Raw genomic sequence first — 19,699 nt, forward strand, 5'->3', positions numbered from 1 at the left:
GGCGTACATATCAGCAGTACCGTCGGAAACGTTCACTGACCGTTCCTCGTCATTCGAGTTGGAAACCATGGGGATCTCCCGGTTCTCGCGCTTGAAGTTTCCAGACATGCTCAGGATCTACGACTCCGCCGTATCGTGAGATCACTTGCCTTCGACGCAACCTCACGTGTTGCCTTCCACAACCAACACAGTGTGGGCATACGGGACCACGGTGATTTCGGAGCTCAATAGCTGGCCTGCCTGTACCTCTTGCCGATGCTACACCCACCGCGTTACCGCGGTCAGCGTACGACTCAAGGCCGGAGTGACTGGCTAGGTCTTCTCCGTGGGACTCTTTCATTCCTTACTCCAAGCCGGTTTATCCCGGCGCTTTCGTTGGTCCTTCCGACTGGGTGCAGGTACACCCAACTCCTCGCCCAACAGTTCCATGAACTCGTCGTTCTCCATCGGCTGGAGTGGCTTGAGCGCGACGCACCGCTGTTTGGCAAGGGCCTCGAAACGGAGCACGACGATTTTTGCGTGTGCCACGCGTGCCTGGGCCTCCATCAGAACGTCGATAGAGACCAAGCCCTGGCTTACAGCATGGTTGATCGCTGCTTTGGCCCGTTCTCCCGAGATGACCGCCAGCTGTGCGTATCGGTAAGACGTCTCACACTTGCGTTCCGCACAAGCGAGACGTGACGCCGCGACAAAGTAGCCTGCAGCAGATTGCAGCATATCATCAGTTCTTGTGAGCCCGTTGATGTACAAATTGTAATTTCGCGCAAGTGTCCCCTTGCGAGACTCATACAGTTCCTTCAACACTTCGAGCTCCGCCGCGGCGTCGACTTTGATTGTCGTGTCGTCCCAGGGACTCACAGCCAGTGCCGTCGAGGTGGTAAGCAACGTGGCGAGCAAGACTTTAGCGAGCATGCTTGAGCTCCTAGTAGGATTGAAGCAACCGTGACATTAATAGCTGAGGTTGGCGCCGAAGTCGGGCACCTCTCCACGCTGCACTTCCTCGATCCATTGATCTAACTGTGCTTCGTGGGACTTCCAGAAGCCTCTGCATAGCTCAAAGTACTCGAGCACCGCAGTTGGTTCTCCATGTTCGAGCAGCTCTTTGGCGAGCGACATATTGGGGCCAAACGAACAGAGATTCGGCGATCCCTTGATACGTCCTGAAGCAAGCAAATACTGCTTTGCACCCTCTTCGTCCCCTGCGCGCAAAGCACACTGCCCTAGTACTAGGTTAGCATAATGAATGGCGTTGCCGTCTCGGCGCTCCGGCGGCGAAAACTCCTCGTCTTCCGCAAGCGTCAACAACTCCGTCGCGTAACGCTCGGCCTGCTCCAACTCGCCAGCCGCGACGGCCGCTTTGGCCATTTGCGGCAGCAGGTGCATACGGCTGACAAACCTGCGGGCCCTGGCCTCTTGGCTCTCCTGCTGATTGCCGTTATTGGCTTCGGCTTCGCGGGCGGACTCCGACTCCCTAAACGCCCGCAATGCCTGCCCGGCCCGATGCTCGGGCGGTGAGTCCTGCCCTTTGGTGGGCAACGAGTAGAGTTGGCCCAGCCGCTCGGACCACGCCGGATTCTCGGGATCGAGCCGCTGCGCCTCCTGGTACAGACTTTCGCTTTGTTGTCGATCATTGAGCAAAAAGAAGCTAGCGGCGTTCCCCAACACCGCTGGATGGTGCGGATGCTTGTCAACCTGATCTAACCACAGCTCGCTGGCCTGTAGATAGGCGGCCGCGTCTTCCCTTTCCAAAAAGTATGCCTCGGGACTGCCGGCAGTTTTCGTGGCGGGGGCATGTTCAATCAGCCACAACGCGTGCTCGAGGCGCGACTCCCGCGCCGCCGGCGATTGCCGTTGGCCCAGAAAGTAGTAGCCCAACAGCAAGATTCGCGTGGCGGCTTCGCAGGGCGATTCGCCCAGGCCGTCTTCCAATGGTTGCACTTCGCCAGGCGAGAGACCTCGCCCCAATTTGCACAGGGCACTCTCCACCAGATGCCGATTGAGCTCGCTCGGGTCGCCCAACGCCTGGGACAACAACGGCAGGCTCGCCTCGATGCTCGGACCATGGTCGAACATCAGATTCGAGATGGTCACCGAACGCACCTCGTGCTCTTCAGCGTCCAAGGCTGCGGACATGGCGTCGAGGTCCCAGCGGCACTTGCCCGAACGTCCCTGGGCGACGCTGCCCGCTCGCCTTCTCGACAACTCGGCCGGGCACCAGGGGCAAGTGCCTCCGGCAATCTGGCCATGCGTGACCTGGCACATCGGCTTTAAGTCTTCCATCACCACCCCCCTCAAGCGAGATACAAACATCGGCCATTGAAAGCAGGTGGCGTTCCTACCGCGAACGCGAACGCGGCAGCTCGAGATTATCGATCGCCGCCGGCGCAACCTGTCGCTGCCGCGAGGCCAGCGCGTCGCGCACATCGGGGCGCCCGGAGTAGTCGCTTCCCCGAGAAAATGTGGAAGAAGGGAGCAAGGCGTAGTCCATAACGGTCTCCGTCGTTGGCGAGGAGTGGAGGGATGCGAACGTTCCGCCCGTTAATATCGTCGATCGTAACCGATGCCACAGCGGCGACGCCAGCACTTATCGACTCGTTCCGACGAAAACAGGTTCGGAATAGTTTGCAGGTCGAGCCACTATTTTGGAACGAAAACCAAGCGCAGCCACTCAGACTACCGACAAATCGGAGATCCAGCCGCCAATCACTCTGCCGGCTCCAGGCACTGCTCCCCCTCGTTGCCCACCTTGTTCACGTAGCGGTTTACGGCCGTGGTGGCAAACTCCTCTTCGCTCGGCACCAATAATGTTTTCAGATGATCGGCATCTTCGAACTCCGGATCGAGCCACAGATCGATATCATCCGAGTCGCAACGCACCAGACACGGCATGCGGTCGTGAATCTCGGCCAGTCGCTCGTTGCTCGACGTGGTGATGATGGTGCACGTCTCGAGCGGTTCATCCAGCGGCTCGTCCTTCGGCCCTCGCCAGGTTTCCCACAACCCGAAGAACAGCATCGGCTCGCCGTCGGCAAACCGGATGAAATGTGGCTGCTTGTCCCCCTTGGGCCCAGTCCATTCGTAATAGCCGTCCGCGAAGACCATGCACCGCCGACGCTTGAAGGCCGCCCGAAACGCCGGCTTCTCGGCTACCGACTCGCTACGGGCGTTGATCGTGCTGTAGGCGATTTTCGCGTCCTTCGCCCAACTCGGAATCAGCCCCCACCGCACGGCCGCCGGCTCACGACCATCGCTGCCATGACGCAGAATACCCACGGTACTCGTGGGCGCGACGTTGTAGCGAATGCCCAACGTGTCGAGAAAACCGCGCAAATCGACCCAGTAGTTGTCCGTCGCCGGGCCGAGAACATAACGTCCGCACATAGTAAATTGATCGGTACCTGGTACTACTGCGTCTAGTTAAATGCGAACCGTAACCAACAGAGCCCACGGTCGCCTACGCCGAGGTCCAGTATAGCGGAATCACTCGCTCGAAAAGTCCTGCTCGAGAGTACCTTCGCCGTACAGATCGAACTGAACGTCCTGGCGAATTGTCTTCATTTCATCGGGCGAGTCTTTGACGGCCGCTTGGGCGTCCCGGATCTCGGCCCAATGGACGTGAGGAGCGCGACAATACCTCATCCGATGCTGAAATACCGCCTCCGACAGCCGAATGGCCTGCGGCGTGATCCACAGGTACAGCAGCAGAAAGCACAGCGCTGCCCAAAAACATGTCTCGCCGAGCAGTCGCGACAACGTCGACCACCGCGCGCGGGTGTTCTGCGTCCAGAGACTCACACCCTCCTGCGATGCGTGCCTGGCACTGCTCCAGAAGAACCAGGCGGCCTCCAATAGCAGCGACACGACCAGTCCCACATAGATGCCACCGTGGACAATCCACTGAATGGTGGCCCAGGCGAAACTTCCGTTGCCCACGTTCGTAGCTGTCCGCAACACTTCTGCGTCGATGTCGCTCCAACCTTTGGCGGGCATCCAGAGATCGGGCAGGTTTTGTGCGATTGCGCCGAAAGCAACAGCCATGAGCGGCCACAACGCCGCCAGTACCGCAACCGCGGTCGTTGTGGCGAGCATCGCAATCAGGCTAAATCGATACTGTCGCCGACGTAGCACGCGGACGACCAGCAACACGGCGGCAGCGGCAATTAGGCCGGCCGCTACCCAAACGCTGGCGATCACGGCCATCCGCTGGGCCTCGTGGCTAATCATCTCCGCCGGCGCCATACCAAGGACCACGAAGGTGAGCGCGCAACCGGCGATCCAGATCATTGCGTGACACAACAGGCTGTGGCGTGCTCCCACCTCGCGCTGTTTGGAAAGCAGCTGCGCCGCCAACAGGAATGCCGCCGCCGCTAACAACAAGATCGACGCTGAAATACATGCCACCGTGGAGAACAGGACGGGCCAGATGTCTGCGTATTTGTTCGGGTAGGTCTCCTTCTCCAAGTTCTGCAAGGCAGACAGGATCGTCGACTCCTCTACTCTCAATTCGACTTCTCGCTGCCGAATCGCCTCCAACTCGCTCGACTCGATAAGGCTTGAATGACGCGTCGCAAACTCTTCCACCGCCCTATAGGTACTCTCGCGGAGCACTCCCAAGTTGGTGAGTGTCTCCAAGGCGGCCGTTTCCTCGGGAACGATCGCCTGCTCGTATAGTCGAAGGTTCTGTCTTATCAGGCCCAGTTGCTTCTCCTGATCCCCCGCCCGCTGAGCATCGTCAATGCGCACGTTTTGCCACCGCCACAGACGCACGAAGAAAACTGATTGGCGGAAGGACATCAGGCGACTGGTGGCGACTGCCGCCTGATCGGGCTTGCGAATGCGACTTTCGGCTACAAACTCGGCGATCGCCGAATAGCCCGCTTCCCCAATGGCCAGCAACGGCAGTTGCTGCGCCCTGTCGAACCGCTCTACGCCAGAGGCAAATTCAGCCGGATCGTGCACAGTGAGCAGAGTAAGGTCATCTTCTATATCGGCAGGCGAAGCGTCGTCGGAATCCGCTGGCCAATCGTAGCTGGACGACGACTTCCATAGCTGCCAGGCAGCCAGGTAGTCGTACAGTGCGTTGTCCGGATCATGCACCCGGCACTCATCCAGGACTTCCAGCCAACGGTCATCGCGTGGCCCAAACTCCTGGCCGCTGTACAGCGTGTCGCCTTCGAACAGCAGCAGCGCCCGCATCCGCCACCATCGCACGTCGGTCGGATTGGACTCGGTGGCTTGTTTCGCCAGTTCCAGGCACTCGCTAACGCACTGCTCCCGGAATACCGCTTTTTCTTTGGCGATTGCATCTTCATCCAATCCCAAGCCCAACATCGATAAGCCCGGCGGAAAGCTGTCCTGCATCAAGTGTTTTTTCAGGAACTCCATGCTGGGTGAATCGAGCACCCAAGCGGCCCCCATGCGAATCGAAGGGGATTCGGGATGCTCCCGCACCACGCGATCAACCTCGGCAAGCCAGAACTCAGCCTGCTGCGATGGCTCGCGGTCGGCGATCGGGGCGTGCTCCAGCCCCACGACCCCCAAGGTGGCGTCCTGCCACTGCGTAACGACAAAACCCCACCCGGTTTCGCACTTCGAGGCGACCCAGACAAATCGCACCCCCGCGATCAGCAGAGCCGCCATCATTAGTAGTGTCAGCGCGCGTTTCAACATCGCCTCAGGCGGGGGGTCGGTAGGATACGGTTCATGGTGGGGCACCCAATGCTAATCAATTCCGGTGAGGCCGGTGTAAAACAGCCGGCAACTGTCCGGCCACTCGGTCAATAATCGGCAGTCACGGCTCGACTTTCCCACACCTCGGCATCGACCTACTCGACGTCCGCCACTCAGCGGCGTGTCGATGGACAACGATCCGTCATCGTACCAGAGAAGTCCCTGCGAGAGCCAACCTGCGGTGATCTCTATCCGAGACTATGGGCTACTTGCTGGCCGGGCGAAAGAAACGTAGAACGGTGCATCGCTGAGTGCACTATCGCCGAACACGCAAGAAGGCTGATCGCACCGTGCAAAGAAACTACTTTTCTGTCGTCAGTTCGCTGCTTCTCTTGTTTACGCTGATTGGGTTCCAGGACAACCTGTTCACGAACATCGGTCAGGAGAGCAATCGCGATCCAAAGTTTGTCATTCATGGCCTATTCTGTTTGGCCTGGATGATTGTATTCGCCGTACAGGCAAATCTTATCCGCACCGGCCGCTTCGCCTGGCACCAGCAGGTGGGCATGGTAGGCTTTCTCATCGCGATTGGGGTAACGATAAGCACCGTGTATGTGTTCGCCGAGGTTTGGAAGCCCTGGAGCGAAATGCCGCTGCGAGCCAAGGCCAACCGCATTCTCCTGCCAAGCTACTCGCTGTTGATGCTCTTGGCATGGCTGAACCGGAGCCGGCCGGAGTTTCACAAGCGGATGATCTGCATGGGGACGCTGTACATGCTGTCGCCCGTCCTTGGCCGCGCATCCGGAGGGGTGGTTATCGCGTTCTACATTGTATGGTTCGGGTTGTTTGCATCCCTGTTCGCCTACGACTGGATCGTCTCGAGGAAGATCCATCCCGTGACCTATTTGGGATTTGGTTGGTTCTTGGTGGTTCGGACGGTGTGCGACATGACCTGAACGAACCAGATCTGTTGGCGGATCGGACTCTCAAACGAGTGTACCCCCAACCGCGGATGGGCCGCTTCGCTCACTGGCAGTGCCATATCGTCGGTTGCCAATAATCTACACGACGCCAGCGAAAACTATTGGCCTACCAGACTGCTCCACTGCCAGCACCGCGCCGTCCCTGCTTCCCCAGCCATTCCCTTGCTTGTACATAGCTGGCCAACACCAACGCACGAAGAAGCCCTGTTCGGTCCTGGGGCCGAACAGGGCGTGGAAAAAATGGACAGCGGGGTTTGGAGCTGAATCGCTATTGGGCCTGGCGCCTTCGTCTCTCGCGTTTGGTAAGGGTAAGCGACATGTCAGGCTTCGACTCACCGCCGACTTTGCTGTCCGTAATGGTTACCTTCAATTGGTCGCCCTCGATCTTGTAGGTGGCTTTGTTCGACATTGGCTCCCCTTCGAAGGTCGTGCCTGCCTCGTTGATGACCATTCCATCGTCGGTCACCGACACTGGACCGACGAGTGCGCCGGCTGGATGAAAAGTCCAGCAACGGATCTGCTCATGCTTGCCATCCCAACCAAGGACAACCGTTACCATCGGGACGCGCCTCGTTCGCTCGGCAACATCGGCTTCAAACGACCACTGAATCTGAAGATAGCTGCGGTTGGAGGTCCAATGAGCGTTGGCGAAAAGGGTTCCTGCGGCGCCATCGGATGGCTGAAAGTCGCCTCGCCAGAATCCAACGTAGGGCTCCAACTGCTCAAGTCGCTCGTACTGCGACGGAGGCCCTTGTGCAACTGCTGTCGTTGCGAGTGCCGCAACGAGCAGACATACCATCACTGCCAATGAGGTTCTCATCGTTCGCCTTTCAGTAGAGGAAGAGAAGAGTGACGACGAAACGTCACCCAAGAGAAGAGCACGTGAATAGCTATACGAAGCCACCAAATCGCCCTTTCGTTACGAGCGAGACGTGGTTCTGCGACGAGAAGAGCCAACCTAGCGGATTTGGTGAGAGGGTTCAAGCATTCGTCGGGCCAGTTTGCCGGATGAAATCCTGACTAGGCGCAAAGCCAACGATTGCCAATGGGGCTTACCAACTCCTCTCGAGAGCCGAAAAACGCGTTCAGTACAGTGTCCTCCGAAAGAACCTCCGCTCCGACCGAGCTTCCACCAGCAGCCCACCCGATTCGAGCCATCGCCAATTCTCCCTCCGCGGCCCGTCCAATCGAACGCCTGACACCTCGTACATGTCGAAACCCAATCCCGTCTGCCTCACTTCTCTTCGAAGAACTGCTTCGTATCGGGGCGAGCAAATGGCTGATCAAAGAACCGCTTTGCGGCGTCGTTAAACCGGGTTGGATCTTCCCACGGAATCATGTGCGTCGCTCCAGGGAAGATACAGAGCTGCGAACTGGGTATTCCCTCGAAGATCTCGAGTGTGTGCGCGTTGCGGATGACGTCCCTGTCGGCAGCCATCACTAGCGTTGGGGCGGCAATTCGCTTGAGGTTACCCACCTGGATATGGGGATGCTTCGTGCATAGTTGCACATGCTGCTTCTTGATCTCCCAGGGCTCGGAGTCGTCCTTCATGGCAATCATTTCGTCGATCTCTTGCTCCACCGCTGTCATGCTATCGAACGCATATTGGTGTGCCCCTAGAGGATGGAGATTGGACCCCATGATAGCCAGCTTGCTAACTTTCTCGGGATGATGCATCGCCAATAGCAGACCAATGTTGCCGCCATCGCTCCATCCCAAAACCGCCACCTTTTCCAGCGCCAGATGGTCGAGCAATGCATTGGCATCTTCAGCCATTTGTTCATAGGTTAGCGTGCCCGGCCCCATCTCTGATTGGCCGTGGCCACGACTGTCGGCAACGATTACCTGATAGTTGGGTGAGAAGCATGCGATCTGATACCCCATGGCCCGGATGCTTGCGCCATTGCCATGGATCAGCAGCATCGGCGGCCCCTCGCCATAGACCTCGTAGTACACCTCGATGCCATTCAGCTTCACCCGCCGCCCCCGCGTCTCGTCGCGCCCATAGGGCTCCGAGAACTCCGGAAACTTCAACTCCTCGGCATTCGCCCCCGGGGCACACACCGCGAACGCGGCGACAATCAATCCTAGTCGCATGACAAGATGTCGATAATGGGCAGTCACGGTTCAATTCTCCTCATTGGCCCTAGGCACCATTGGGATGCAATCCCACGTTAATTGATCAACAATCTTCGATCCGCGTCAGGTCCACCTCTTTCCCGCCAGCGATAATGAGCATCGCCTGCAGCGCGTCCGCGGGCATGGCATGAGACCTCACATCCCCCACCGCGTAAGCGATCACCTGGCCTCAGGCATCGCCCTCCCATAGCCAGTCTTCAGACAGTATTGCCCAGCGCTCGTGATCTCGCCAGTCGCCACCCAACTTCAGATACCGCGGAGAATAGCCTTCGCGCCGAAAACCAAGCGACAGGCACATTACCGCTGCTGTATTGTCAACTCCACTGCGAATAGAGGTAAGCCACCGAGAGAGAACCGAGCGCTACCACGCCGGCGAGCAAGACTGCCAATCCCCAACCAGGCCGGTCGCGCGGCATCAGGCTTCGCAGGCACCCAGCCATGCCGACCAGGACGACACACGCCACGAATGGGTGCAAAGGCGACTTCCACGCGATGGCCAGTAGCACTACCCAGGTGGAGATACCGGTCCACCACAAGATGAGTTCGCGCAACGCAAATCGAAATCTTGCCACAGCGAAAAAACCTATCGGAAGCTGGTATTTAACGTCGAGTACCTGACGAGCGAACAGAGCGCCACACCAAGCGAGGAACCGAGGACGGCGGCGCGTTCTCTGAACCCATGCTTGTGCGCCTCCTCTAATAAGGAAACCAAGCACGACTGCCGGCGTCCTGCGGATGCAAGCCCATAATCGCATCATTGCAATGGCTGCAAACGAAGCCCGATTCTGTGCCGGCTTTTGCATCTTCGCAGGCATGGTACCGGCAGGACGTGAAATCAAAATGCTCCCTTACTACCGGAACATTCAACACACAATCGAAGTATACTCACTCGCGGCAATTCTTCGACCACGCCTGCCCGCGATACGTCTCAGGGATCCCTGCGGCGATGATCGCTTGCTCGAGTTCCTGCAAATGCTGGCAGACCATCGGTTAAAACCTTCTGACTCAGAGCGAGGACGCGGGGGGCTGTTGGGTGGTTCACGCTTAGTCTTGTTGCAGCCGAAGCACTATCGGAGGTAACGCTGCGTCTCCCATCGGCAGAGCATCACGCCCAACAGCCTTGGCGAGGGAATACGTTTGCTCAGTGCCATCACTGGTAGTGATCTTGATGAAGTACCAGTCGAGCGGAATGTTGCGCCAACTTGACTTCGTTATTCCCAAAGCGGAATCATGTCCGCCGCACGGGAAACTGTGCGAGAATAGCGCCTTACCGTTGCTATCGACCGTGTAGGTGTCCATGTCCCAGTTTCTCCTACCTACGGTTAATTCTGCATCTTGCACGGGGGCACTCGTGTCTGCGTCAAGCACGGTCACATCAAACGCTAAGGTGAAGTGACCATCCCAAATAACACCGCCTGACATGTCAATGAACAGAATAGCGGCAATCGCTGCGACGATCCCTAAGCCCAACACTGTGGGCAACCGGTTCTTGTAGGCGAATCCAAATGTGGCGAAAACAAGTCCGAATATACCGCACCAAAGCAGTAGCCCAAGCGCGCCCAGCCATGCCCAGACGCCGACTGATAGGCATAGGAGCGTTGCCACAAGAAACATAAATGACAGCGAATACCGCATAGATTCAGTCGACAGATTTTTTCCGAGGATGCAGATAAGTATTGTAGGCTAAGCGACAAACAGATGCATGCTCGCGTGAGGGCTGTGTGGGCAGGTTGATGCTGTGCCTTTGACACAGGCTGGCGTGCTACGTTCGTTGATGGAACCAAGCACCGGCGCAAGAAATCACAAGCCAAGCTGAAGCAGCCTGGGTCCTGCCGTAACGGCGCTCCGCTGGTTACGGCCTACTGCCATTTCCCTGTTTCTCACCAATCGTTGTAGGAATTGGACACCCGGCGTGGTCCAATGGGGTTGCGGGAGCGTTTGGCAGGTGGGGGGAGAGGATTATTCACCCTTTTCATCCGCGGCTAGCGCCGTCGGCTCGCGGTTTTGTTTGCGCGGCTGCTGGTGTTGGCTCATGGTTATGTCCCCGTCGTGGGGAAGGAGTTCTATCCCCCCGGCGGTGAACCAGGGGACAAAACCCTTGAGGTCCTGAATCGGTCCAATGCTGCAAGTTGCTGCTGAAACTGGACTTACGACAATGCTCGGCGCCTGTGCGGCGGGAGTTTTGGGCCCATGAATTGAGCCTTTGTCCTCCGCTGCGGGGACAAAACCGTAACTGCCTGATGGTTAACGACTTGCGCCATCGGGGTTCTGGCCCTTTTGTCCCCCCATGGGGGGAAACTCCAAGTGGTTGTGGCACAACGAGTTGCGCGAATTCGCCTTGGCCAAAGGCCGTCTTGCCTTCGGGAAGGACCTCATGGGATCGGAGATCGTCCCCCGTTGTCCGCCCCTGGCCCGCGGCGGAGAGAGGAGACTTTGAGAATTTCGAAAAACCTGGCGGCCCCTTCGAGCAGTTGTTGATTGGCCTGTTGTACACCGCTGGCGCGGTCGCGGTTGTACGAACGTGGCAAAGCGAGGCGAGGCGAGTGTTCGCCCCTCGTTCCATCAACTTCGGTTTCGTTTACTTGAAAGGGGCGACTTATGAGAGGTGCATCACGAGTTCTAGCTGCCAGCTTTGCGACGGCCGCCGCGGCGGTCGTACTGGGCAGCGCACTGCCGGCTTGGGCCACCATTCCCTACAGCAGCGCTGGCGGAGCGTACCCCGGCTTTGGTCCGGGAGTGATCGACGACGATCTGGTCGGCGGTAAAGAGTATTCCCACGACCGCGATTCCACCACCATCGGCGCGGTGGGCAGTCCACCTCCGTTCGACGCCGAGCAAGTGATCGCCTGGGACGGCAAAGGAGGTACCGTAGACGTGACCGATTTCTCGGGCACCCGTCCCGCCTATCCGAAAGACGACGACATCGATGCCCTCGCCAACCATGGAGACTTCGCCTATCGAGAGGTGAAGAACGAGCGGGCACACCTGCTGTTTTCTCTCGACGACACGTACAACTTGGTAAGCCTGGGCGGAGGCTTCGCGCCGATGTCGTTGCCAGCGGGAGCCAGTTCGCCCTACCCTGGGCCTGGTGTCGTTACCTTGGGCAACGGCAACACCGCAGGTGGTGCCGGAGAGGTTTCCTTTGAGCTGGGCCTGATCGGTGGCAACCCGCCCGACACGCAGGGGGTGTGGGCGATGCAAACCGAGGTGAATGGCATGCCCGGCCCCGACGATATCGATGGCCTGGAAGTCTGGGGACCTGAACCCCCCAATGCGGATGCCAACAAATACTCGTTGCAAGACGACATCTTCAGCTTGTCGGCAGGTGCGGCAGCTACGTCGGTTTGGAACGCCTCGGGCACTCCGTATATTCCTCAGAGCATGATCATCAGTGCGGTGACTTCGCTGCTGCCCGGGCCCCGTCCCGACGCTGACCTTCAGGAACTGGTGAACCTGGACGCCTTGATGGTGCACGATGCGTTTGGAGTCCCCGATCGCTTCGACGACGGCCCCAACGGCCCCGGCGACGAGATCATCTTCAGCATCCGCCAGATTCCCAACCCGGCCGACCCGGACGGCTTCTACGCCACAGGCAGCGAATTGTTCGTACTGAACGCCAGCGCCGCGCCGACGTTCCTGTCGCACGGCGGACACAAGTGGGACCACGGGTACTCGCTGTCCACCTTCGGCGGCACGCTCGTCGATGGCCAGCAGGTGTTCGCCTACGACATTAACGCCATCGAAGCGGTCGGCGAGTTCGCCGTGCCCGAGCCCAAGACCTATGTGCTGCTGAGCACGGCACTGGTCGGCCTGGCATTCCTACGATGGAGGACCCATCGCTAGTTCAACGCTCATTCGGGGAAAGAGCAAACGACCGTGGCGCTCACTTCGGGGGCGCCGCGGTTCTCTCTTTGCAGTCGAATGGCGGCACGGGATTTGCCATAAGAATGCTCGGTTTTTAGAAAACATGACCTGCAGGCGAGTTTTTGGCGACGGGGCACAAGTTCTCGTGCGATGCCGCTCACCATCTGACACAAGGAGGCACCACCATGACGCAATCCAATGTCGTCGAGTCCGAACTGGAGCATCTCGCCCGCATGCGGCAGTACATTCTGCACCGCGCGCCGTGTGGGCCTTGCCATAACCGGGTACACTACTTTGTTTGCGATAGGAACGACACCCTGCTGTATCCACTGCAGCCAGATTCACCCGGCGCATCGGCCGACGAGGCGCGGCAGTGGTTGTTGCCCAAATGGGAGGAGGTGTGAGAGACCTTGCTAGTCTGTGCAACACTCATTGCGCCACCACTTCCCAGAAGGCCGTGAGTGCTGCGTGGTTGCGATCCCGAAAAGCTTGAGATATCTCAGCTCGCCGGTAGGATGATGTCCGTCTAGGGCAACCGTACAGTTCGAGGTGCCAATCAACCATCCCAGGGCCGCTCGGTTCGCGTCATGGTCACCCTGCAAGAACTCACCAGCGACAACTGGGTGGAGTGCAGCGATCTAGAGCTGCACGACCACCAGCAGGGTTACGTCGCGAGCAACGTGTACACCATTGCCGAGTCGAAGTTCAAGCCTCATTATCGCCTGCGTGCGATCTACGCCGACGGCACCATGGTGGGCCTGGTGGCCTTTTGTCACGAAAACGATCCCGAAGACCTGGAGTTGTACTGGGTCTTTCGCTTGATGATCGACAAGCACTATCAAGGGCAAGGAATCGGCACAGCCGCCATGCGTTTGGCGATCGACGAGATCGCGGCGCTCGGTGCGCGCAGAATCCGCACCATGCACAAACCCACCAACACCGTGGCGGCATCTTTGTATGCGAATCTTGGATTCCAGGACATCGGCTTTGACGACGACGGGGACGTCCTGCTGGAGATGCATGTTTAGAGCGATTGCCGATGCCGAAGAATTGCGGTTTCGCGCCAGCAAGCGACGCCACCACCTCGTTCCGACTTCTATCCGCTGCCGGGGTAAATGGACCATGCGCAAAATCGAGGGCCACTGGTGGCGTAATTCGCCGAGGCCGTGCGGCAACGAATTCCGCTGCAATGTAGTTGTGCGCACGACCATTGGTGTCTACCCTGGGGGTTGAGTTGAGCGGCGGAGACGAGGACGTCGAGGCCACACCTGAGATCGCTCGAGCAAATTCCGCGCTTACCCCATTGATACTCTGTGTAGGAAGGTAGACATAATGAAGTCGAGGTGCATCATTGTACTCGGTTTGGCAGCCACACTTCTGTTTAGCAGCGGCGTGCAAGCGGCATTTCTTGTTGAAATTGATGTCGACGGCGCGGACGATGGCCCCATTACTTACAATTCGCACTTCGCATTCGGAGGCGACACCACGACCGCGTCTACCAGCAAAGCATCGACGGCGTATGGGCTCACTCCGGCCGACAGCCTCTTTGGCGGCGACGGAACCACGATGCTGGACACTTACGTCTACCGATATGACCCGCTGGTAGATGCGGACAATCTGTCAACCGACGGTGTTCCGCTTGGCGTCACCCTGAGCGGAACCGACATCAACGGCACCGGCGTCGCTGGTGGTTCACCCGGCCTGTACTGGGTCTACGCGGCCTGGCCCAAGACGGATAACGTCACTGGCGGCCTGACACAGTACACGGTGGAATCTGGTGCCAACTCCTTCTCGGTGCAGTTGGATCAGGGCTCCGACGCGAACATCCCCGCCATCAACGACCTTGACGAAGACGGCAACGACGTGTGGGTTAGGCTGGGTGCCATTGACTACGACGGAGCGAACGGAATCGTCGTGACTCAGCAGCCGACCGGCTCGAACTCCTTTGTGTCGATGCGGGCGGCGGCCGTTATGTTCGAACCGGTAGGCGAGCGAGTGCCTGAGCCTTCTTCGCTGATGCTCGTCGGTCTGGCCGCCATCGGACTGTGGGCTGCTCGCGGGTGGAAGTAAACCCCTCCGAGCGTTTAGCCCCGACTATCCAGGTCGCGGCACGCACACTCGTAACACATAATCTTCTCCAGCGGCGGCACCCCGGACGCAATTTTGGCCGGGGCGCCGCACATCTGACAGACTTTGTTTCGCAGGTCGACGCAGCCCACATCCTGCAGAGCCGAACGAACCTGAAAACACCGGTCGCACAAGTGCCATTCGACCGACATGCCGTTGGGCTGAGACTCCACCAAATGGTGAACGGCCCGGTCCCGCTGGCAAGAATCGCAAAGCCAATGGTCCATGCTGGCCTCGGACTTGGGAGGCGTACCTCAGAGCTTTGGCTGCGAGAACACGCACTTAACGCGGCAATAGCCTACCGCCACGATTGCCAAGCATGCCAGCAGCACAGACGATGGCTCTGGCACCCCGGAAACGGGTAATTCAAACACCTGCACGTCGTTCGGATCATCACCGTCGGTTGTTCCTCTGTAGTATAGAGTGCCCACTGCGTCATTCGTGAGCGTGATGCGTGCGGTCATGAAGTCATTCTGGCCTGGAATGTCAGTACCGGGCAAGGCAAACCAGGTAATGTTCAAGCCAGCTGTATCGAACTGATACGTGGAATTCATATCGATGTCCGCAGCAAATAGACCAGCATCAACTGTTGGATAGCTGGTTTGCTGTGTCGCGCCACCCAAAGCGACGAAGGTATCAAACTCAAAGGTGGGAAAGAATGGAAGAAACGCCTCGTTGGGCGGAAGGCTGCCTCCTACCGGATCCTGATAGACCTCGCCGCTGGATAGCGTGAGGATCATCTCTTGAGATCGTAGAATATCGGTGAAGTCGATCATAACGTCGAGCACCGTATAGCCCGGGAGCAGTGACTGGGAAACCGGTTGCGTCTCGACCCCCACAATAGCGGCTTGGCTGCTTGACATGCCCATCGCACTCAAGCCCGCCAGCAGTAAAATCACTCGTTTCATTAGTCTCTCCGTTCAAAACATGAAAAGCCCGCTTTTGCCTTCTGCCAGTGTACACACCCTAGAAATGACTCACAAGCAATACGGCATTGGCGCCCAAAACTTAAGGTAAAAACAGTACTGCGCAACACATTTCTACACGCGCAGTTTTTCCGCTATGTGGCAGAATTCAGCGAGATTGCTCGGCTTGGAGATCAGAGCCCGACCTGCCTAAGATTCGTCGCCCTCTGCTATGTGCCCCGAAATCGACGTGGTAAAGGATCGGCGGCTCTCTTTTCCCACTGCGAGAGTTTGCCTTGGGCAACTGAGGACGAACGCCGGCACATCATGCTGGACATCGAACCCCTACTCGCCTTGTAGGCATCCGCGGTTCCTCCCGTTACTAAAAACACCTCCGCCAGCCGCCGTCTCGGGCTGATGACCGTGGGGCGACACCAACGCTGAGTGTCCAGCACCGGTTAATGCTCGCTGTCTCGCTCATTGCTCGCTATTTCGTCAGTATTTGATGGAGTTCGGCTCAATCTCTTGCAAAACCAGGAGAGGCGAGGCTCGCCTCAACCTGGGCTCTGGCACCTGCGGTGAACCGACGGAGACTGCATTCCTGCAACCGCTAGTGAACACCTCAAGCAATTGCGGCGCAATGACTTACAAAGCGACTCGAATTCACTCGCTCACATCTGATGCTGTGGTTCGAACTGTAACAGAACTGCGACAGTTCGCTTCGCGCCAATAACAGCATAGCTCTACCCCACAACCAGCTTTCTGATACTCATTTGGACCTGTAAACTCTTAGCATGACCGCTAAGCCCTCACCCAACGACCCGTCCCAGAACCCACTCCACCGCCATGCCGTGACGCTCGACACCGAGCGGTCCGTGCGGTGTGGGTTCCCCGAAGTGATTTACGCCGCCGGCAAGACCGCGTCGGCCGTGGCCGCGATCGCGCGGGAGTTACTGGAACGCGGCGAGCACGTGCTGGCCACTCGAGTGACCGAGGAGCAGGCCGAGGAGTTGCTCAGCGCGCTGCCTGAGGCTCGCTATAACATGACGGCCCGCACCGTGCGGATCGACCAACCGGGCGAGCGCCAGTTGGTGGGGGCGGTGGCCGTGATCACCGCCGGCACGAGCGACCTGCCAGTGGCCGAAGAAGCCAATGAGACTCTGCAGTGGATGGGCGTGCGGACCACCATGGTGCACGACGTGGGTGTCGCCGGGCCGCATCGCCTGCCGAGCCGGTTGGCGGAGTTCGAGTCGGCCGACGCGGTGGTCGTTGTGGCTGGCATGGAAGGTGCGCTACCGAGCGTCGTGGGTGGTTACCTGGCCGCGCCGGTCATCGCCGTACCAACGAGCGTTGGTTACGGAGCGAACTTCGGCGGACTGAGCGCGCTCTTATCAATGCTCAATAGCTGCGCGGCCAACGTGACGGTGGTGAACATCGACGCTGGATTCAAAGCGGGCTACGTCGCCGGACTCATCGCGCGACGGGCGAAGTAAGCCCGGACTCCAACCAAATGATCCATCTGCCCTCCCCCGGCGGGGCGAGGGAAAGAGAGGGAGCAATGCACCTTGGTTACCACTCGTACACCTTGCCATCCAGCCGCACAACCACGGGATCGTCGATCGCCAAATACTGGTTCACGTGACTGCCGTAACGAGCCATTAGGTCAAAGTACTCGCGACTGAAGCGATCCACCTTGTTGGTATGCTGCTGCTCCTCGTCGGTGATGGAGGAATCGACCCAACGGTTGTTCTGCCGGAAGAAAGTCTTGCGGCCGCACTGCATGATATTGGTGGCCACTTCGCAGCGGGAGTTGGCGGCATCGAACCACAAGGTATTGCCGTAGGCGAGCCCCTGCTGGACGCGAACTAAATCCTCCGCGGGCATTTCGAGTGCTTCGTCGACCGCGTTACCGCGACCGCCGAGGCCACTGAGCGACAGCCCGTCGGCCTGCGGCGCCGCTTTGAAGTTGCTTTTCGCGGCACGCTGACGGAAGGCGTAGCGGCCTTCGGTTTCGGCCAGAGCTTCGCGAGTGGCCGTTGCGCTGCGGCGGACATTGTCGGCCAGGTGCGTGGGAGCTGCCAAGGTTTCGTCGGCCAGGAAGCTGGTGTATTGCGTGAGGATGCCATGTTTAGTGGCGAGGTTCACGAGCTCTTCAAGCAGTTCGTCGTTCTTGCCATTAAGGTCGATCTCGTCGATGATCTCGCCCACCCGACGAGCCGCCCACAGCTTGGCAATGAAGGAGTTAGTATCGTCCGAACTGTGCTGAACCAGCTTGGCGGGGAAGTCGAACGATTGCTCCTTGCCGCTCACGGCGCCGCTGAGCTTAACCTTGGCGTCGCCCGACTGGGCGTAGCGACCGACAATCACCGCCTGGTCGCCAGCGAACAGGTCAAACGCCCCGGCCGGATACGTGCGGGAAGCAATCGGCCCATCAGCTATCTGGGCACCTTCGACGTCGAGCGACAGCTGCACATCGGTCAGCACAGGCGTACCGATACGGCGATACAACCGGCTCACGGAAGCTTCAATATCTTGATCGGGGCGGACATACTCGCTTTGGCCGAAGTTGGAACGGACCAGACGGTCGAGCAAGCGACTGTTCACATCGTAACCGACGCCAAAGCTGAATAGCCTCGCCCGCACGCTGTTGGTATTGCCCGCAGCCTGAACGATCTTGGCTTCGTTGGTCTCACCAGCGGTGGGAATACCATCGGAGAGAAACACCACGTACGAAGGTCGACTGGAATCGTTCAACATACCGAACGCTCGCTCGAGTGCGCCGGCGATGTTGGTGCTGCCCCCCGCGTACAAGCCGGCCACAAACCCCAACGCTTGTTCGCGAGTGGTGTTGTTAAATCGCTCGAGTTCAGGCCGGAAGGCCTCCACGTCGCCATCGTACGCCACGATATTGAAGGTATCTCCTTCGCGGAGATTGTTCAGCACGAACTCGATAGCTCCCTTGGCCTGGTCCATTTTCTCGCCGGACATGCTGCCCGATCGATCGACCACAAAAACTACGGTCTTGGCGGGCGGGTTTTCCTCCTGGGCTTTGATGTCGGGACTGGCCAGCAACAGGAAGTAGCCTGCGTCGTCGGCGTCGGGTCGGTAGCTCACCACGCTGGCGGCAAGCCCCTCGGCGGTGGCATCGTAGAACAGCCGGAAGTCGGCCGAGGGGATTTCGTTCTTCGATTCGTACTTGACCACCGCACGACGTTCGCCATTGCGTTTGATCTCGACGGCGTGAGAAGCCGAGTAAATGTTCTTGATAGGCTGGCTGCTCTCGATGGCCACCGTGATGCTCAGCGAATCGAGCGTGCCACTGGTGTAGCGGGCAGTCCTGAGTGGCAACAACAGGTCGGTCAGTCCGTCCGACTGCCGACAAAGCTGCGTATAATGCAGGCTCACGGTGCGTTTCGCCCCCGCGGGAACCGGGAAGACGCTGGTCTTCACCATGCCGGATCCCAGCCACTCCAGGAGGGCGGGATCCTGATTCTTACGCACAATGTCCTCGTACAGCTTGCGAGCCTCATCGGCCGACAACACTTTGCCCTCAAACTCCTTGCCGTCGACCATCAGCGTCAATTCGTCCACGGCACTGTCGTAGGGCAGCGGGAATACGAAGCAGACTTCCATCTGGCGACTGCCCGTGTTCTGAAAGGTCTGGCTGATTCCGACCTGGGCGACTTGGTCTTTCAGGTTCACGTGCACATCGATCGACTCAACCTTGTAGCTGGCCGGCGGCGTGGGGCGAGGCTGGATAATTGGCCGGGGAAGCGGCACCCGGTGCCGGCTGTCGATATCGACCAAGAGCCCCTGGGCAGCCGTCAGGCCCGCCATGGAAGCAATGAGGACCGCAGTGAATGCCCGAATTGAGAAGATAGAGAGACTGCGCATGGCACCTTCCTCACGTAGTGGCCAGGATAAGCTCGTGTAGGAGAATAGACGAGCCTGTGACCCGGAAAGTTCCGGCACAAGATGGAAGAATTGCTGTCCTGCTGCCAGCCGACCAA

General features: G+C 58.7%; 17 protein-coding genes. 6 read left to right on the forward strand and 11 right to left on the reverse strand.

Annotation, left to right across the window (positions count from 1 at the left end):
• Positions 1-336: 336 nt before the first annotated feature.
• From NG895_RS17090 to NG895_RS17105, 4 genes are all read right to left on the reverse strand, one after another.
• Positions 337-912, reverse strand: coding sequence for a hypothetical protein (locus tag NG895_RS17090; protein WP_252853730.1), 576 nt, complete (start codon positions 910-912; stop codon positions 337-339).
• A gap of 36 nt (positions 913-948) precedes the next feature.
• Positions 949-2,280: a tetratricopeptide repeat protein gene (locus NG895_RS17095; protein WP_252853731.1), complete on the reverse strand. Its 1,332-nt coding sequence runs from the start codon at positions 2,278-2,280 to the stop codon at positions 949-951.
• Between the two features lie 423 nt (positions 2,281-2,703).
• Positions 2,704-3,381 carry an SOS response-associated peptidase gene (locus NG895_RS17100; protein ID WP_252853732.1) on the reverse strand — a complete coding sequence of 226 codons (678 nt, stop codon included), beginning with the start codon at positions 3,379-3,381 and terminating at the stop codon, positions 2,704-2,706.
• A 99-nt stretch (positions 3,382-3,480) separates the two neighbouring features.
• Positions 3,481-5,670: a hypothetical protein gene (locus tag NG895_RS17105; protein WP_252853733.1), complete on the reverse strand. Its 2,190-nt coding sequence runs from the start codon at positions 5,668-5,670 to the stop codon at positions 3,481-3,483.
• A gap of 350 nt (positions 5,671-6,020) precedes the next feature.
• Here NG895_RS17105 and NG895_RS17110 point away from each other — a divergent pair, with 350 nt between their 5' ends.
• Positions 6,021-6,626, forward strand: a complete 606-nt coding sequence (locus tag NG895_RS17110) for a hypothetical protein (RefSeq protein ID WP_252853734.1) — start codon at positions 6,021-6,023, stop codon at positions 6,624-6,626.
• A 295-nt stretch (positions 6,627-6,921) separates the two neighbouring features.
• On the opposite strand, the gene NG895_RS17115 is transcribed toward NG895_RS17110, so the two are convergent.
• The 4 genes from NG895_RS17115 to NG895_RS17130 form a co-directional block, all read right to left on the reverse strand.
• Positions 6,922-7,473 carry a hypothetical protein gene (locus tag NG895_RS17115; protein ID WP_252853735.1) on the reverse strand — a complete coding sequence of 184 codons (552 nt, stop codon included), beginning with the start codon at positions 7,471-7,473 and terminating at the stop codon, positions 6,922-6,924.
• Positions 7,474-7,887: 414 nt separating this feature from the next.
• Entirely contained in the window at positions 7,888-8,778 is an 891-nt protein-coding gene (locus tag NG895_RS17120) for an alpha/beta fold hydrolase (RefSeq protein ID WP_252853736.1), read from the reverse strand.
• Positions 8,779-9,107: 329 nt separating this feature from the next.
• Entirely contained in the window at positions 9,108-9,365 is a 258-nt protein-coding gene (locus NG895_RS17125; RefSeq protein ID WP_252853737.1) for a hypothetical protein, read from the reverse strand.
• Between the two features lie 472 nt (positions 9,366-9,837).
• A complete protein-coding gene (locus NG895_RS17130) occupies positions 9,838-10,428 on the reverse strand; it encodes a hypothetical protein (protein ID WP_252853738.1) in 591 nt (196 codons plus the stop codon).
• 963 nt (positions 10,429-11,391) lie between these two features.
• Between NG895_RS17130 and NG895_RS17135 the strand changes: the two genes are divergently transcribed.
• From NG895_RS17135 to NG895_RS17150, 4 genes are all read left to right on the forward strand, one after another.
• A complete protein-coding gene (locus NG895_RS17135; RefSeq protein WP_252853739.1) occupies positions 11,392-12,636 on the forward strand; it encodes a PEP-CTERM sorting domain-containing protein in 1,245 nt (414 codons plus the stop codon).
• A gap of 206 nt (positions 12,637-12,842) precedes the next feature.
• A complete protein-coding gene (locus NG895_RS17140) occupies positions 12,843-13,061 on the forward strand; it encodes a hypothetical protein (RefSeq protein WP_252853740.1) in 219 nt (72 codons plus the stop codon).
• A 183-nt stretch (positions 13,062-13,244) separates the two neighbouring features.
• On the forward strand, positions 13,245-13,685 hold the full coding sequence (locus NG895_RS17145; RefSeq protein WP_252853741.1) for a GNAT family N-acetyltransferase: 441 nt from the start codon (positions 13,245-13,247) through the stop codon (positions 13,683-13,685).
• Positions 13,686-13,989: 304 nt separating this feature from the next.
• Positions 13,990-14,727 carry a PEP-CTERM sorting domain-containing protein gene (locus tag NG895_RS17150; protein WP_252853742.1) on the forward strand — a complete coding sequence of 246 codons (738 nt, stop codon included), beginning with the start codon at positions 13,990-13,992 and terminating at the stop codon, positions 14,725-14,727.
• Between the two features lie 14 nt (positions 14,728-14,741).
• Here the strand turns inward: NG895_RS17150 and NG895_RS17155 are convergent, their stop codons facing one another.
• Together NG895_RS17155 and NG895_RS17160 are read right to left on the reverse strand one after the other, a co-directional pair.
• Positions 14,742-15,011: a hypothetical protein gene (locus NG895_RS17155; protein WP_252853743.1), complete on the reverse strand. Its 270-nt coding sequence runs from the start codon at positions 15,009-15,011 to the stop codon at positions 14,742-14,744.
• A 27-nt stretch (positions 15,012-15,038) separates the two neighbouring features.
• A complete protein-coding gene (locus NG895_RS17160; protein WP_252853744.1) occupies positions 15,039-15,692 on the reverse strand; it encodes a hypothetical protein in 654 nt (217 codons plus the stop codon).
• A gap of 791 nt (positions 15,693-16,483) precedes the next feature.
• Between NG895_RS17160 and larB the strand changes: the two genes are divergently transcribed.
• Positions 16,484-17,182, forward strand: a complete 699-nt coding sequence (larB, locus tag NG895_RS17165; protein ID WP_252853745.1) for a nickel pincer cofactor biosynthesis protein LarB — start codon at positions 16,484-16,486, stop codon at positions 17,180-17,182.
• 76 nt (positions 17,183-17,258) lie between these two features.
• Here larB and NG895_RS17170 read toward each other — a convergent pair whose 3' ends face one another.
• Complete coding sequence (locus NG895_RS17170) at positions 17,259-19,583, reverse strand: VIT domain-containing protein (RefSeq protein WP_252853746.1); 2,325 nt, start codon at positions 19,581-19,583, stop codon at positions 17,259-17,261.
• Positions 19,584-19,699 lie beyond the last annotated feature (116 nt).

The sequence above is a fragment of the Aeoliella straminimaris genome, assembly GCF_024054565.1.
Taxonomy (GTDB): domain Bacteria; phylum Planctomycetota; class Planctomycetia; order Pirellulales; family Lacipirellulaceae; genus Aeoliella; species Aeoliella straminimaris.